At 72.9% G+C, this 14527-nt stretch carries 15 protein-coding genes; 12 read left to right on the forward strand and 3 right to left on the reverse strand.

The genetic code is table 11. The features are described 5' to 3' along the window. The 4 genes from WD341_RS01165 to WD341_RS01180 all read left to right on the forward strand — a co-directional run bounded on the left by WD341_RS01165 (position 1) and on the right by WD341_RS01180 (position 3478). Positions 1-570 (forward strand): cob(I)yrinic acid a,c-diamide adenosyltransferase, encoded by a 570-nt coding sequence (locus WD341_RS01165; RefSeq protein WP_368423569.1) that lies wholly within the window; start codon positions 1-3, stop codon positions 568-570. A 185-nt stretch (positions 571-755) separates the two neighbouring features. Beyond that, positions 756-1505, forward strand: coding sequence for an electron transfer flavoprotein subunit beta/FixA family protein (locus WD341_RS01170; RefSeq protein WP_368423570.1), 750 nt, complete (start codon positions 756-758; stop codon positions 1503-1505). Positions 1506-1567: 62 nt separating this feature from the next. After that, complete coding sequence (locus tag WD341_RS01175; RefSeq protein WP_368423571.1) at positions 1568-2518, forward strand: electron transfer flavoprotein subunit alpha/FixB family protein; 951 nt, start codon at positions 1568-1570, stop codon at positions 2516-2518. Positions 2519-2572: 54 nt separating this feature from the next. Next, complete coding sequence (locus WD341_RS01180; protein WP_368423572.1) at positions 2573-3478, forward strand: 3-hydroxybutyryl-CoA dehydrogenase; 906 nt, start codon at positions 2573-2575, stop codon at positions 3476-3478. A 22-nt stretch (positions 3479-3500) separates the two neighbouring features. Here the strand turns inward: WD341_RS01180 and WD341_RS01185 are convergent, their stop codons facing one another. Beyond that, positions 3501-4088 carry a TlpA family protein disulfide reductase gene (locus WD341_RS01185; RefSeq protein WP_368423573.1) on the reverse strand — a complete coding sequence of 196 codons (588 nt, stop codon included), beginning with the start codon at positions 4086-4088 and terminating at the stop codon, positions 3501-3503. A gap of 108 nt (positions 4089-4196) precedes the next feature. On the opposite strand from WD341_RS01185, the gene argH reads away from it, so the two are divergent. From argH to WD341_RS01205, 4 genes are read left to right on the forward strand one after another with little or no spacing between them, the layout of a single operon-like run. Next, complete coding sequence (argH, locus tag WD341_RS01190) at positions 4197-5564, forward strand: argininosuccinate lyase (protein ID WP_368423621.1); 1368 nt, start codon at positions 4197-4199, stop codon at positions 5562-5564. After that, complete coding sequence (locus WD341_RS01195; RefSeq protein WP_368423574.1) at positions 5564-5833, forward strand: hypothetical protein; 270 nt, start codon at positions 5564-5566, stop codon at positions 5831-5833. The genes argH and WD341_RS01195 overlap by 1 nt, the downstream gene beginning before the upstream one ends. An 8-nt stretch (positions 5834-5841) precedes the next feature. Beyond that, a complete protein-coding gene (gene lysA, locus WD341_RS01200) occupies positions 5842-7173 on the forward strand; it encodes a diaminopimelate decarboxylase (protein WP_368423575.1) in 1332 nt (443 codons plus the stop codon). Positions 7174-7222: 49 nt separating this feature from the next. After that, positions 7223-9745, forward strand: coding sequence for a TIGR02302 family protein (locus tag WD341_RS01205; RefSeq protein WP_368423576.1), 2523 nt, complete (start codon positions 7223-7225; stop codon positions 9743-9745). 67 nt (positions 9746-9812) lie between these two features. Here WD341_RS01205 and WD341_RS01210 read toward each other — a convergent pair whose 3' ends face one another. Next, complete coding sequence (locus WD341_RS01210; RefSeq protein ID WP_368423577.1) at positions 9813-10199, reverse strand: response regulator; 387 nt, start codon at positions 10197-10199, stop codon at positions 9813-9815. A 101-nt stretch (positions 10200-10300) separates the two neighbouring features. Next, the gene (locus WD341_RS01215) at positions 10301-11068 is read right to left on the reverse strand and encodes a DUF3426 domain-containing protein (RefSeq protein ID WP_368423578.1); all 768 of its coding nucleotides are present in this window, start codon (positions 11066-11068) and stop codon (positions 10301-10303) included. Positions 11069-11392: 324 nt separating this feature from the next. Here WD341_RS01215 and WD341_RS01220 point away from each other — a divergent pair, with 324 nt between their 5' ends. The 4 genes from WD341_RS01220 to WD341_RS01235 all read left to right on the forward strand — a co-directional run bounded on the left by WD341_RS01220 (position 11393) and on the right by WD341_RS01235 (position 14526). Further along, entirely contained in the window at positions 11393-12082 is a 690-nt protein-coding gene (locus WD341_RS01220; RefSeq protein ID WP_368423579.1) for a cell division ATP-binding protein FtsE, read from the forward strand. A gap of 3 nt (positions 12083-12085) precedes the next feature. After that, entirely contained in the window at positions 12086-13015 is a 930-nt protein-coding gene (locus tag WD341_RS01225) for a cell division protein FtsX (RefSeq protein WP_368423580.1), read from the forward strand. A 22-nt stretch (positions 13016-13037) separates the two neighbouring features. Further along, positions 13038-13652: a YdcF family protein gene (locus WD341_RS01230; protein ID WP_368423581.1), complete on the forward strand. Its 615-nt coding sequence runs from the start codon at positions 13038-13040 to the stop codon at positions 13650-13652. Between the two features lie 76 nt (positions 13653-13728). After that, on the forward strand, positions 13729-14526 hold the full coding sequence (locus tag WD341_RS01235) for a lysophospholipid acyltransferase family protein (RefSeq protein ID WP_368423582.1): 798 nt from the start codon (positions 13729-13731) through the stop codon (positions 14524-14526). Position 14527: the final 1 nt, after the last annotated feature.

Here is a 14527-nt window from a genome sequence, read left to right on the forward strand (position 1 = left end):
GTGGTCCAGCTGACGCGCATCTACACGGGCGGCGGCGACAAGGGCCGGACCTCGCTGTCGAGCGGCAAGCGCGTGCCCAAGCACGACCTGCGGGTCGAGGCCTACGGCACGGTCGACGAGGCCAACGCCGTCATCGGGCTGGTGCGGCTGCACACGGCCGGGCAGGAGGCGCTCGACGGGCTGCTCAGCCGCATCCAGAACGACCTCTTCGACCTCGGCGCGGACCTGGCGACGCCGGAGGTCGAGGCGCCCGAGTTCCCGCCGCTGCGCATCCTGGCTTCCCAGCCGACCTGGCTCGAGGGCGAGATCGACCGCTACAACGCCGCGCTGCAGCCGCTGAAGTCCTTCGTGCTGCCGGCCGGCACCGCGGCGGCCGCGCACCTGCACCTGGCGCGCACCGTGGTGCGCCGCGCCGAGCGCGAGACGACGCGCCTGGCCGAGCGCGAGGCGATCAATCCCGAGGCCGTGCGCTACCTCAACCGGCTGTCGGACCTGCTTTTCGTCCTGGCGCGCCACGTCAACGCCGAAGCCGCCGGAGACGTGCTCTGGGTGCCCGGTCAGCACCGGTAGAAACACTTAAATAACAACGAGTTGACGCCAATCCGGCGGCAATTGACAGCCTTTCGCCATCTACCTATTGTGCGGCTGCAACAAATCGTGACGGCGCCAAGCCGTCCGCACCGGCTCTCACTTCCCGGGACCGCGGCGGGGTCCGGCCTCGCCCGCTCCCTCCGGCGGATGGAAACGAAAGCAGCATGAAAGTCCTGGTCGCGGTCAAGCGCGTCATCGACGCCTACGTCAAGGTTCGCGTCAAGTCGGACGGCTCCGGCGTCGAGACGCAGAACGTCAAGATGTCGATGAACCCCTTCTGCGAGATCGCCGTCGAGGAGGCGGTGCGGCTCAAGGAGAAGGGGATCGCCACCGAGATCGTCGCGGTTTCCTGCGGCGCGCAGCAGAGCCAGGAGACAATCCGCACGGCGCTGGCCATGGGCGCCGACCGCGGCATCCTGGTCCAGTCGGACGAGGCGCTCGAGCCGCTCGCCATCGCCAAGCTGCTGAAGGCCGTGGTCGACAAGGAGCAGCCGGAGCTGGTGCTGCTCGGCAAGCAGGCGGTCGACAACGACTTCGGCCAGACCGGCCAGATGCTCTCGGCGCTGCTCGGCTGGAGCCAGGCGACCTACGCCAGCAAGATCGAGAAGGCCGACGGCGAGCTGAAGGTGACGCGCGAGATCGACGGCGGGCTCGAGACCATCACGGTCAAGCTGCCCGCCATCGTGACCGCCGACCTGCGCCTCAACGAGCCGCGCTACGCCAGCCTGCCGAACATCATGAAGGCGAAGAAGAAGCCGATCGAGACGATGAGCGCGGCCGATCTCGGCGTCGAGGTGACGCCGCGCCTGAGCGTGCTCCAGGTCACCGAGCCGCCGGCGCGCCAGGCCGGCGTCAAGGTCGGCAGCGTCGCCGAGCTGGTCGACAAGCTGAAGAACGAAGCCAAGGTCATCTGAGCGGCGATCCCGCTTTTTTCCGGATCGGTCCAACCCCGCGCCAGCCATAGGGCAGCCCCGTCATGAGCATCCTGGTCTACGCCGAGCACGACAACGCCTCCCTGAAGCCGGTCACGCTGAACGTCGTGGCCGCGGCCAAGGCGATCGCCGAGAAGGCGGGCGGCGAGATCCACGTCCTGGTCGCCGGCAGCGACTGCGCCGCCGCGGCCGAGGCGGCGGCGAAGATCGAGGGCGTCGCCAAGGTGCTCAAGGCCGACGCGCCGGAGTACGACGCCAAGCTGGCCGAGAACATCGCGCCGCTGCTGGTCAAGCTGGCCGAGAGCTACGACTACATCCTGGGCCCGACCACGACCGGCGCCCGCAACGTCCTGCCGCGCGCCGCGGCCCTGCTCGACGTCCAGGGCATCTCGGACATCAGCGAGGTCGTCGAGGCCGACACCTTCGTGCGGCCGATCTACGCCGGCAACGCCCTCGCCAAGGTCAAGTCGAGCGACGCCAAGAAGCTGATCACCGTGCGCGGCACGGCCTTCGACGCGGTCGCGGCCGAGGGCGGCAGCGCCGCGATCGAGGAGGTCGCCTCGGCCGGCGACGCCGGCCTTTCCAGCTTCGTCGGCCACGAGCTGACCAAGTCCGAGCGCCCGGAGCTGACCAGCGCCCGGGTCATCATCTCCGGCGGCCGCGGCATGCAGTCGGGCGAGAACTTCGCCATGCTCGAGCGCATCGCCGACAAGCTCGGCGCCGCGGTCGGCGCCAGCCGCGCCGCGGTCGACGCGGGCTACGTGCCGAACGACTACCAGGTCGGCCAGACCGGCAAGGTCGTCGCCCCCGAGCTCTACATCGCGGTCGGCATCTCCGGCGCCATCCAGCACCTCGCCGGCATGAAGGACTCCAAGGTTATCGTGGCGATCAACAAGGACGAGGAGGCGCCGATCTTCCAGGTCGCCGACTACGGCCTGGTCGCCGATCTCTTCAAGGCCGTGCCCGAGCTCGAGGCCGAGCTCGACAAGGCCTGAGCCCTTCCCGACCGTCCCTTTCAACCTGCACGACAGCGAAGAGATCCCCGCCCCATGTCCGACCAGAGCAACGCGCCCCTGCCCGCCGAGATCAAGACCGTCGGCGTCATCGGCGCGGGCCAGATGGGCAGCGGCATCGCCCATGTCTGCGCGCTCTCCGGCTTTCATGTCGTGCTCCAGGACCTCGGCCAGGAGCAGCTCGACAAGGCGATCGACGGCATCCAGCGCAACCTCGACCGCCAGGCCAAGCGCGGCAAGATCAGCGAGGCCGACAAGGACGCGACCATGGCGCGGATCTCGACGGTCACCGAGATGTCGGGCTTCGGGGACTGCGAGCTGGTCATCGAGGCGGCGACCGAGAACGAGGAGATCAAGCGCTCGATCTTCCAGAAGCTCTGCCCGCTGCTGAAGCCCGAGGCGCTGGTCTGCACCAACACCTCCTCGATCTCGGTGACCCGTCTGGCCGCGGTCACCGACCGGCCGGCGCGCTTCATGGGCATGCACTTCATGAACCCGGTGCCGGTGATGCAGCTGGTCGAGCTGATCCGCGGCATCGCGACCGACGAGAAGACCTTCGCCGCGATCCGCGCGCTGACCGTGCGCCTGGGCAAGCAGCCGGTCGCCGCCGAGGACTTCCCGGCCTTCATCGTCAACCGCATCCTGCTGCCGATGATCAACGAGGCGGTCTATACGCTCTACGAGGGCGTCGGCTCGGTCGAGGCCATCGACACGGCGATGAAGCTGGGCGCCAACCACCCGATGGGCCCGCTCGAGCTGGCCGACTTCATCGGCCTCGACACCTGCCTTGCGGTCATGCACGTGCTGCACGACGGCCTCGCCGACACCAAGTACCGGCCCTGCCCGCTGCTGGTGAAGTACGTCGAGGCCGGCTGGGTCGGCCGCAAGGCCGGCCGCGGTTTCTACGACTACAGCGGCGAGACCCCGGTCCCGACGCGCTGACGCCCTAGGCCGCCGCGGCGGCTCACTGCTTCAGCAGGGCCCGCAGCAGCTTCTGGGCTTCCGGCGAATCCCACTCGGCGGCGCCCTCGACGGCGCCGACGGGGATGCCGTCGGGGCCGATCAGAATGGTCGTGGGCATTGCCCTGATCGCGAAGTGCCGGCCGAGCGCGCCGCCCTCGTCGACGTAGCGCTCCAGCCGCTCCAGGCCCCGCGCCTCGTAGAAGGGGTCTACCTGGGCGAAGCCGCCGCGGTCCTCGGACAGCGCCACGACCTCGACGCCCTCGGGCCCGAGCGCCGCCTGCAGACGGTCGAGCGAGGGCATCTCGGCGACGCAGGGCGGGCACCAGGTCGCCCAGAAGTTCAGCACCACGACCTTGCCGGCGAAGTCGCGCAGGCTGACCTCGCGAACCAGGCCGCCCGTCTTGTGCTTGAACGAGATGTCGGGCACCGGCTCGGCGTTCTCGTAGATGACGTAGCCCTCGCCCAGGCCGGCCGCGACCGCGGTGGGAACCGGCAGGCCGGCGCCGCCCCGAAGCAGGACCGCGACCAGGCCCGCAAGCAGCGCCGCGAGCGCCGCCGTGCGGGTAGGAGCGCGAAGAGGCTTTCTCAAGAGCCGGGTCATCCGTTAAACCTCACCGTCATGAAGGCTGCCACACCCAAGGGCTCCGAAGCCCGCACCCGTTCCGCCCCGGCCGAGTCCGCCCCCGCTGCCAACAGCATGTGGGGCGGCCGCTTCGCCGGCGGCGCCGACGCCGTCATGGAGGCGATCAACGCCTCGATCGACATCGACCGGCGCTTCTACCGCCAGGACATCCGCGCCAGCCAGGCCCACGCCGCCATGCTGGTCGCCCAGGGCATCGTCTCGGCCGAGGACGGCGCCGCCATCCGCCAGGGTCTAGACCAGGTGCTGGCGGAAATCGAGGAGGGCCGCTTCACCTTTTCGCGCGCACTCGAGGACATCCACATGAACGTGGAGGCGCGGCTGACCGAGATCGTCGGCGCGCCGGCCGGGCGGCTCCACACCGCGCGCTCGCGCAACGACCAGGTCGCGACCGACTTCCGGCTCTGGGTCCGCGACGCCCTCGACGGCCTCGACGGCCGCCTGCGCGACCTGCAGGACGCGCTGATCGGCCGCGCCGAGCAGGAGGCCGAGACCCTGATGCCCGGCTACACCCACCTGCAGGCGGCGCAGCCGGTGACCTTCGGCCATCACCTGATGGCCTATGTCGAGATGGTCGGCCGCGACCGCGGCCGCCTGGCCGACTGCCGCGCCCGCATGAACGAGTCGCCGCTGGGGGCCGCCGCCCTGGCCGGCACCTCCTTCCCGATCGACCGGCAGGCGACGGCGCGCGCGCTCGGCTTCGAGCGGCCGATGGCCAACTCCATCGACGCCGTCTCCGACCGCGACTTCGCCCTGGAGTTCCTCTCGGCGCTCTCGATCCTGGCGGTCCACCTGTCGCGCTTCGCCGAGGAGCTGGTACTCTGGTGCGCCGAGGGCTTCCGCTTCGTGGCGCTCAGCGACGCCTTCACCACCGGCAGCTCGATCATGCCGCAGAAGCGCAACCCCGACGCCGCCGAGCTGGTGCGCGGCAAGGCCGGCCGCGTGATCGGCGACTTGACCGCCCTGCTGATCGTCATGAAGGGCCTGCCGCTGACCTACGGCAAGGACATGCAGGAGGACAAGGAGCCGGTGTTCGACGCGGTCGACACCCTGGAGCTCTGCATCGCGGCGACCGCCGGCATGGTCCGCGACCTGACCCCCGACCGCGCGCGCATGCGCCGGGCGCTGGCCGCCGGCTTCATCACCGCCACCGACCTCGCCGACTGGCTGGTCCGCGAGCTCGGCCTGCCGTTCCGCGAGGCCCATCACGTCACCGGCAGCCTGGTCGCCCGGGCCGAGGCCGCCGGCTGCGACCTCGCCGACCTGCCGCTCGCCGAGCTGCGCGCGGTCGAGCCGCGCATTCACGAGGGAGTCTTCGCCGTGCTGACCCCGGAACAGGCCGTCGGGAGCCGCGGCTCCTTCGGCGGCACCGCCCCGCAGCGCGTGCGCGAAGCCGCCGCGGCGGCGCGGGAGCGCTGGCTGTGATGCGCGCCGCCGCCCTGCTCTGCCTGGCGCTGCCCCTGCTGCTGCCCGGCTGCGGCAAGAAGGGCGACCTGAAGCCGCTGGAGGAGGAATCCGCCGCCTTCACCTGGCCGCAGCAGTATCCGGCGCCGCGCACCGTCGTCCCGGCCGATCCCCTCGCCGAGGAGGAGCCGGTCGCCGGCCTCGGGGTGACCCGGGAGTTCCGGCGGCCGGACGCCCTGCCCGGCCGCGACCCGGACCGCACGACCACGACGGTCCACCCGGCCCAGTGAGCGCAGGCATGACCGAGATCCTGGCCAAAAGCGGCAACGCCGCCCAGGGGGACGCGACCGCCTTCGCCTATCGCGGCGGCCTCCTGCACGCCGAGGGCGTGCCCCTGGACCGGATCGCCGAGCAGGCCGGCACCCCCTGCTTCGTCTACGCCGGCGGCGCCATGCAGGCGACCTACCGGGCGCTCGAGGCTGCCCTGGCCGGCTGCGGCCTGCCGACCAGCATCTGCTACGCGGTCAAGGCCAATCCCCATGTCGCCGTGATCCGCGGCTTCGCCGCACTCGGCGCCGGCGCCGACGTGGTCTCGGAGGGCGAGCTGCGGCGGGCGCTGGCGGCGGGCGTGCCGCCGCAGCGCATCGTCTTCGCCGGGGTCGGCAAGACCGCCGAGGAGATGGCCTTCGCCCTGGAGACCGGCATCCGGCAGTTCAACGCGGAATCGCTCGAGGAGCTGAAGCTGCTCGACGCGGTCGCGGCACGGCTCGGCCGGGTCGCGCCGGTCGCGCTCAGGGTCAACCCCGACGTCGACGCGCGCACCCACGCCAAGATCTCGACCGGCCTCGCCGGCAACAAGTTCGGCATCGACCTCGAGCAGGTGCCGGAGGCCCTGGCGCTGCTGCGCGGCCTGCCGAACCTGCGCCTCGACGGCCTGGCCGTCCACATCGGTTCCCAGCTGGTCCACGCCGAGCCCTACGAGGCCGCCTTCGCGCGCCTCGCCGAGCTGGCGCGCAGCCTCATCGACCAGGGCTGGGAGCTCCGCCACCTCGACCTCGGCGGCGGCATGGGCATCCCCTACGGTCCGGCCGGGGCGGAGGGCGCGGCGACGCTGTCGCTCGAGGCCTACGTCGCCGCCGTCAGGCGCACGGTCGGCGGCCTCGGCCTGCCGCTGGTCTTCGAGCCGGGCCGCTACCTGGTCGGCAACGCCGGGTTGCTGCTGGCCCGGGTGCTCTACGTCAAGCAGGGCCGGGCCAAGCGCTTCGTTATCCTGGACGCGGCGATGAACGACCTGATCCGGCCGGCGCTCTACGACGCCTGGCACGAGATCGTCCCGGTCCGCCAGGCCGCCGCCGGGGCGCCGGCCGAGCCGGCCGACGTCGTCGGGCCGATCTGCGAGAGCGGCGACAGCTTCGCCCAGGACCGCCCGCTGCCGCCGCTGGCGCCGGGCGATTTGATCGCGATCCTCTCGACGGGGGCCTATGGCGCGACCATGTCTTCGACCTATAATTCAAGACTACCGGCGCCCGAGGTGATGGTGCGCGGCGGCGACAGCGCCCTGATCCGGGCCCGTCCCGACCACGCCGCGCTGATCGCCCAGGACAGGGTGCCGGCCTGGCTGGAGGGATAGCCCCGGCCGAGCGAGGTGAGGCGATGCGGTCTCCAAGGCGAGCGACCCGGTGATCCGGCCCGGCCAGGCAGCGGGCCGCGAGCGGCCGGGCGCTCCGGAGCCGGGCGTCCTGGCGCGCGGCTACCGCCTGCGCCTGGGCCTGAGCCGCGCGGCGCTGTTCTGGGAGAGCCTGTGGCCGGCGCTCTGGCCGCTGGGCGGCATCGCCGGGCTGTTCCTCGCCCTCGCTTTGATGGACGCGCTGGCCGAGCTCGACGGCTGGCTGCACCTGGCCGTCCTCGCCGGCTTCTCGCTCGCCGCCCTGGCCGCCCTGGCCTGGGCGGTGCGGCGGGTCCGCCTGCCGCGGCGTGAGGCCGCCCGCCGCCGGCTGGAGCGCGACAGCGGCTTCGAGCACCGCCCCCTGCAGGCCCTCGAGGACAGCCTGGCGACACCCGGCGACGACGCCGAGGCCGAGGCGCTCTGGCGGGCGCATCGCCGGCGCCTGGCCGACCAGCTGCGCGGCCTGCGGGTGGCGCCGCCCGCAGCCGGCTGGGCCCGGGTCGACGGCTTCGCGCTGCGTGCCGTGGTCGGGCTGCTGCTGGTCGTCGGCCTGGTCGTCGGCGGCGCCGACTGGCGCTTCCGCCTGTCGAGCGCGTTGACGCCCAGCTTCGGCGCCACGGAGGCCAGCCTGCCGCCCCAGCTCGACGTCTGGCTCAACCCGCCGGCCTATACCGGCGAGGCGCCGCGCTACCTCGATCCGGCGAAGACCGCCGGCACCCGCATCGAGGTGCCGACCGGAAGCCGGCTGCTCGCCCAGGTCCAGGGCGGCAGCGGCGAGGCGGTGCTGAGCCTGGGCGGCGACGAGACCGCCTTCGTGCGCCACGACGCCGGCAGCCTGCGGCTCGAGCGGGCGGTCGAGACCGACGCCGAGGCACGCTCCCTGCCGCTCGAGATCCGCCGCGGCGAGACGACGCTCGGCGCCTGGGACCTGCGCGTGCTGCCCGACCGGGCGCCAAGCGTCGAATACCTGAAGCCGCCGGCGCGCGCCCGCCGCGGTGCCCTGGAGCTGGCCTACCGGGCCGAGGACGACTACGGCCTGGCCGGCCTGCAGGCGCTGATCCGCCGCGACGACCGGCCGGAGGAGGAGCCGCTGAGCTTCGACCTCGGACTGCCGAGCGGCGAGGTGACGGAGAGCGAGGGGGCCGCCTACCGGGACCTGACGCCACACCCCTGGGCCGGCATCCCGGTCACGGTCCGGCTCGAGGCGCGCGACGCCATCGGCCAGACCGGCACCACCGAGTCGTTCGCCATGGTCATGCCGGAGCGGACCTTCGAGCATCCCGTCGCGCGCCGCCTGGTCGAGCTGCGCAAGCGGCTGACCCTGGCGCCCGAGCAGCGCCGGCCGGTCGTCCAGGGCTTGGACGAGCTGAGCCGCCGCCCGGCCCACTTCGCGCACGACGTCGTGGTCGCCCTGGCGCTGTCCATCGCCGAGCGCCGCCTGATTCACGACCGCGGCGAGGCCGCCGTGGCACAGGTCCAGGAGCTGCTCTGGGACACCGCCCTGCACATCGAGGAAGGCGAGCTGGCGCTCGCCGAGCGGCGCCTGCGCGAGCTCCAGGAGGAGCTCATGGAGGCGCTCGAGCAGGGCGCTCCCGAGGAGGAGATCGAGCGCCTGATGAGCGAGCTGCAGCGCGCGCTCGACGACTTCCTGCGGCAGATGGCCGAGCAGATGATGGAGCGGATGGGCGAGCAGGAGCTCGGCGAGGCGCAGCCGCTGCCGCCCGACGCGCAGATGCTGCAGCGCGACGACCTGCAGCGCCTGATCGAGCAGGCTCGCGAGCTGGCCCAGGCGGGCGCGCGCGACCAGGCCCGCGAGCTGCTGTCGCAGCTCCAGCAGATGCTGGAGAACCTGCAGGCCATGCCGATGCAGCAGCGCATGAACGAAGCCGCGCAGCAGGCCCAGCAGACGATGCAGGGGCTGCAGGAGATGATGCGCCAGCAGCAGGAGCTGCTCGACCGCAGCTTCCAGCGCTCGCAGCAGGGCAGCCAACAGCAGCAGTCGGGTGAGCGCGGCGAGGGCGAGGGCGAGGGCAGGGACCCGGGCCGCAGCTCGAACGCCGGCGACGCCCAGGCCCAGGAGGCGCTGCGCCGCCGGCTCGGCGAGATGATGGGCGAGATCGGCGAGATGATGGGCGAGATCCCGCGCTCGCTCGGCCAGGCCGAGCAGGCGATGCGCGACGCCCGCGACGCCCTCGGCGAGGGTCAGCCCGGCAATGCGGCGCAGTCCCAGGGCGAGGCCCTGGACCAGTTGCAGCAGGGCCTGGAGAGCATGTTGGAGAGCTTCGCCCAGCAGATGCAGCCGGGCGAGGGCCAGGACGGCACCCAGGCGGGCGAGCGTCCCGGGCAGGGTCGCGACCCCTTCGGCCGGGGCCCCCAGGGCCAGGGTTTGGAGGGCGACGACCGCGTCGAGATCCCGACCGGCTCCGAGCTGCGCCGCGCCCGCCAGATTCTCGACGAGCTGCGGCGGCGTCGCCAGGACGTCGACCGCCCGGCCATCGAGCTGGACTACCTGGACCGACTGCTCCGCCAGTTCTGAGCCGGCGCCAGCAGGCTGGGGGTCTCCGCCCGCCGACGCGGAGTCGGCCGCCTGACCGAAGGGCGCTTCAGCGGTGCGCGTCGTCCGTCGTGCGGCGCAATCCGAGGGCCGTCTCGGCGGCTTCGCAGATCTGCTTCAAGGTGAAGGGCTTGACCAGCACCTCGGCGATCAGCTCGTCGAGATTGTGGGCGCGCTGGCGCTCGGCGGAGTAGCCGGTCATCAGCAGCACCGGCAGGTCCGGGTGGTCGCGCGTCACCTTGAGCGCGAGGCCGATGCCGTCGAGGCCTGGCATGACGATATCGGTGATCAGCAGGTCGAAGGGCCCGTCCTTCAGGCATTCCAGCGCCTGCAGGCCGTCGTTCGCCGCCGTGACCTCGAAGCCGCGCTGCTCAAGCGCCCGGGTCACGAAGGTGCGGACGGATTCGTCGTCCTCGGCGATCAGAATGCGGACCATCGGCTGTTCCCACGACCAGGAGCCGGCACCAAGGGCCGGCCGCGCTCAAGCAAAGCGCATTTCCGCGCCGAGTTCGAGCCGCGAATGGCAGGCGGCGGGCGCTACGGCAGGACGAAATCGACGCGGACGCTCAGTTCGCCGCGCGGAATGGCCTCCCGCCGCGTCTCGAACTCGAGCTCCTCGCCGGGACGCAGTACCGTCCGACCGGCGTCGAAGCGCCACTCGACCAGGACCGCGCCGGTCTTGTCGGTCACGGTGGCGACCAGCATAGGCACCTCGCGCGGCAGGTCGCTGACATTGCCGACGCGGCCGGTGATGGTCATGACCCGGCCGTCGCCGACCGTGTTGACCTGGGTCGTGACGTCCTCGAGCACGACGCCGGGATGGCCGGTCTCCAGCGGCACGTCGAGCAGGTCGTAGATCTGCCGCAGCTCGGGCACCGCCTCGACGATCTGGTTGCGGTAGTACCAGCCGCCGACGACCAGGCCGGCAACGACCAGCAGCAGCAGCAGCCAGCCGACGACTAGGCCCGCGCGCGAGCCGCCGCGCGCCCTCCTCGCGTCGTCGGCCTCGCTCGACAGCTCGAAGCGGCGCGGCTCGCCGAGATGCGGGCCGTCGAAGATCGGCGGCCGGTCGTAGCCCGGCTCCTCGCGGTGCGGGGCCTTGGGCCAGGGCACCTCCCCGGCCTCGGCCGCCAGGGCCGTGGCAGGCGCCGCCGCGGCGCCGGTCCCCTCGGCCGCGGCCTCGGGCGGCGGCGCCTGGAACCAGACGTGGGCGCAGCCCGCACAGCGGAGCTTGCGGCCCTTCGGCCCGAGTTTCTCTGCCGGCAGACGGAAGCGCTTCGCGCAGTTGGGGCAAGCGATTTCCATGGGCCGGGCAGGACAGTCCGTCTAGAGGGCTCGCTGGGTCGCGCGCAGGCGGGACTCCTTATAAGACCCTGACTCGCGCCATAGCAAGGCCGGCCGCTGACGACCTTGCGGCGGCGACCGGCGCAATCGCCCGACCGGGGGCGATCCGGGCCGGTCCGGCCTTGCGAATTCCGGGCGGGCGGGGCAGCGCCGGAACGTGCCATAAGGGGACTGGCCCTTGTGGAGCGATCCCGGCGCTTGCTATCCAGGCGCTCGGGCGACCGGCAGCACGGAGGCGGCGCCCGCCCGCCGCCCCCGCCCCCAACCGCCAGGAGGACAGGCCCGTTGGTTCGATTGGACGACGTCGCCTTGCGCTACGGCGAGGGGCCGGAGGTGCTGAGCGGCGTCACCTGCCACCTCGAGCCGGGCTCCTTCCACTTCCTGGTCGGCCACAGCGGTGCCGGCAAGTCCTCCTTCCTGCGCCTGCTCAACCTCGGCCAGCGCCCGACGCGCGGCCGCCTGATGCTGTTCGGCCGCGACGTCGCCCGCCTGTCGCGCGAGGACCGGGCGGTGATGCGCCGCCGCATGGGCGTCGTGTTCCAGGACTTCCGCCTGATCGCCCACCTGACCGCCTTCGAGAACGTCGCCCTGCCGCTGCACCTGACCGGGGAGCGGGGCGGCGCGATCGACTCCAAGGTCAGCGAGCTCCTGTCCTGGGTCGGCCTGGCCGACTGCCTGGATTCGCTGCCGGCGACCCTGTCGGGCGGCCAGCAGCAGCGCGTCGCCATCGCCCGCGCCGTCGTCGGCCGGCCTAGCCTGCTGCTCGCCGACGAGCCGACCGGGAACGTCGACGACCGCATCGCCATGCGCCTGATGTTCCTGTTCGAGGAGATGCACCGCAACGGCACGACCGTGGTCGTCGCCACCCACAACGAGACGCTGGTCGGGCGTTTCGCGCACCCGCGGCTGCGCCTGGAAGGCGGCACGCTGCGCATCGTGCCCGCCGTGGCCCGGGCGGCCGGCGGAGCCGCCTGAGCCATGGCGCGCCGCGGCTTCCCCTCGCTCTCCGCTCGGCGGCCCGCGGTCCCCAAGCGCCGCCGCCGCCGCGACCTGCCGCTGGCCAGCGACGCCTCGGCGCGCTACCTGCCCTGGCTGATCGCCTTCCTGGTCTTCCTGGCCGGCCTCGCCCTGGTCGGCGCGCTCGGCGCCAACCGGCTGGCCGCGCGCTGGGACAGCGGGCTGGCCGGCAAGCTGACGGTGCAGGTGATGCCCGGCCAGAACGCCGCCGAGACCGAGGCCAGGGTCGGCCTGGTGCTCGAGTTCCTGGCCGCCAGCGAAAGCATCTCGCAGGTCGAGGTGCTCGACCGCCGGACGCTCGGCGGCCTGCTCGAGCCCTGGCTCGGCGCCAGCGCCTACGACGCGACCCTGCCGCTGCCCGTGCTGGTCGACGTCACCCTGGCCCGCGGCGTCGAGGGCGTGCCCGAGGGCCTCGCCGAACGGCTGGAGCAGGAGATCCCGGCGGCCCGGCTCGACGACCACCAGCGCTACCTGGGCGCCTTGATCGACTTCGCGCGCTCGCTCCAGCTGATCGCCGCGGCGGTCGTGCTGCTGGTCGGGGCCGCGACCATCCTGACGCTCATCTTCGTCACCCGCACCGGCCTGTCGGTGCATCGCCAGACCATCGAGCTGCTGCACCTCATGGGCGCGCGCGACCGCTACGTCGCCGGTCAGTTCCAGCACAACGCGGCGCGCCTGGCCCTGCGCGGCGGTCTCGTCGGCCTGGTCGCGGCCGGCCTGGTGCTCTATGCGCTGGAGCGGGTCGTGGAGAGCGGCGCCGGGCTGCTGCCGGGCTTCTCGCCGACGCCGGTCGACTGGATCGCCCTGCTGCTGCTGCCGCCGCTGGCCGTCGCGGTCGCCGCCCTGACGGCGCGCTGGACGGTGCTCGGCACCCTCGCCCGGCTTGCCTAGCGGCGATCCGGCGATGAGCACAATGCCTCGCGATCGGACCCGGCGGCCGCGCCGCTTCCTGCTTGTCCCGGCGGTCCTGCTCCTGCTGTTCCTGGGCGGCTTCGCCGCCTTCGCCCTCGGTCTGCCGCCGGTGGCGCCGCCACCCGACCAGCGCACCGACGCCATCGTCGTGCTGACCGGCGGCAGCGAGCGGCTCAAGGTCGGCTTCGAGCTGCTCGAGCAGGGCGCGGCGCAGAAGCTCTTCGTCTCAGGCGTCTACCGGGGCGTCGAGGTCAGCGAGCTGCTGCGCCTGGGGCGCGGCGCGCCGGAGGAGCTGGCCTGCTGCATCGCCCTCGGCTACGACGCCGAGGACACCCACGGCAACGCCCGCGAGGCCGCCGAGTGGATGCGCAGGGAGGGCCTGACCAGCCTGCGCCTGGTGACCGGCGCCTACCACCTGCCGCGCAGCATGATGGAGTTCCGCCGCGCCCTGCCCGAGGCCGAGATCGTGCCCCATCCGGTGTTCCCGGTCGGCTTCCGCGAGCAGTGGTGGTTCAGCCCCGACAGCGCCTGGCTGCTGATGACCGAGTACGTCAAGTTCCTCGCCGCCCTGGCCGCCGGCCTGCTGCCCGGCGGTCTCGACGGGCTCCGCGCGTGAGCGCGCTCGGGGGGTCTGCGCGCGCGAGCGCGCTCGGGGGGTCTGCGCGCGCGAGCGCGCTCGGGAAACCGCGCGCGTGAGCGCGCCGGCCGAAGGCCCGCCGGAGCCACCGGCGGGGATCGCCCTGATCCTCCGCTCGGCGCTGTTCCAGCTCGCCTACCACCTCTGGCTGGTCGCCATCGGGCTGGTCCTGCTGCCGGCCTTCCTGCTGCCCAGGCGCGCCCTCTACGCCGGCGGCCGGCTGTGGGTCCGCGGCATCCTGTTCCTGCTGGAGCACCTCTGCGGCCTGACCTGGGAGGTCCGCGGCCGCGACCGCCTGCCGGCCGAGGGCGGCCTGCTGATCGCCAGCAAGCACCAGTCGGCCTGGGACACCCTGGTGTTCCCGCTGCTGGTCCGCGACCCGGCCTACGTGCTCAAGCGCGAGCTCCTGCTGGTGCCCTTCTTCGGCTGGATCATGTGGCGGCTGCGCATGATCGCGGTCGACCGCAAGGGCGGGGCCGCGGCCCTGCGCCGGATGCTGGCGGCGGCGCGTCGCATCGTCGGCCGCGAGCGCCGGCCCCTGGTGATCTATCCCGAGGGCACGCGCACCGCGCCCGGCGACAGCCGGCCCTACCACCCGGGGGTCGCGGCGCTCTACGGCGAGCTCGGGGTGCCGGTCGTGCCGGTGGCGCTCAACTCCGGCCTCTACTGGCCGCGCCAGTCGTTCCTGCGCCGGCCCGGCCGCATCGTGCTGGAGTTCCTGGAGCCGATTCCGCCGGGGCTGCCGCGCCGGCAGTTCCTGGCCGAGCTGGAGGCGCGCATCGAGCCGGCGAGCCGGCGGCTGCTGGCCGAGGGCCGGGCCGCCACCGCCGGCCGAACGAAGGATGAACGTTGAT

Source organism: Tistlia sp. (assembly GCF_040905785.1).
Lineage (GTDB): Bacteria > Pseudomonadota > Alphaproteobacteria > Kiloniellales > DSM-21159 > Tistlia.

Bases quoted from the DNA above. Each gene is read 5' to 3' on its own strand.
- WD341_RS01170 (WP_368423570.1), top strand. From the start codon at position 756: ATGAAAGTCCTGGTCGCGGTCAAGCGCGTCATCGACGCCTACGTCAAG.
- WD341_RS01175 (WP_368423571.1), top strand. From the start codon at position 1,568: ATGAGCATCCTGGTCTACGCCGAGCACGACAACGCCTCCCTGAAGCCG.
- WD341_RS01180 (WP_368423572.1), top strand. From the start codon at position 2,573: ATGTCCGACCAGAGCAACGCGCCCCTGCCCGCCGAGATCAAGACCGTC.
- argH (WP_368423621.1), top strand. From the start codon at position 4,197: ATGTGGGGCGGCCGCTTCGCCGGCGGCGCCGACGCCGTCATGGAGGCG.
- WD341_RS01195 (WP_368423574.1), top strand. From the start codon at position 5,564: ATGCGCGCCGCCGCCCTGCTCTGCCTGGCGCTGCCCCTGCTGCTGCCC.
- lysA (WP_368423575.1), top strand. From the start codon at position 5,842: ATGACCGAGATCCTGGCCAAAAGCGGCAACGCCGCCCAGGGGGACGCG.
- WD341_RS01210 (WP_368423577.1), bottom strand. From the start codon at position 10,199: ATGGTCCGCATTCTGATCGCCGAGGACGACGAATCCGTCCGCACCTTC.
- WD341_RS01215 (WP_368423578.1), bottom strand. From the start codon at position 11,068: ATGGAAATCGCTTGCCCCAACTGCGCGAAGCGCTTCCGTCTGCCGGCA.
- WD341_RS01225 (WP_368423580.1), top strand. From the start codon at position 12,086: ATGGCGCGCCGCGGCTTCCCCTCGCTCTCCGCTCGGCGGCCCGCGGTC.
- WD341_RS01230 (WP_368423581.1), top strand. From the start codon at position 13,038: ATGCCTCGCGATCGGACCCGGCGGCCGCGCCGCTTCCTGCTTGTCCCG.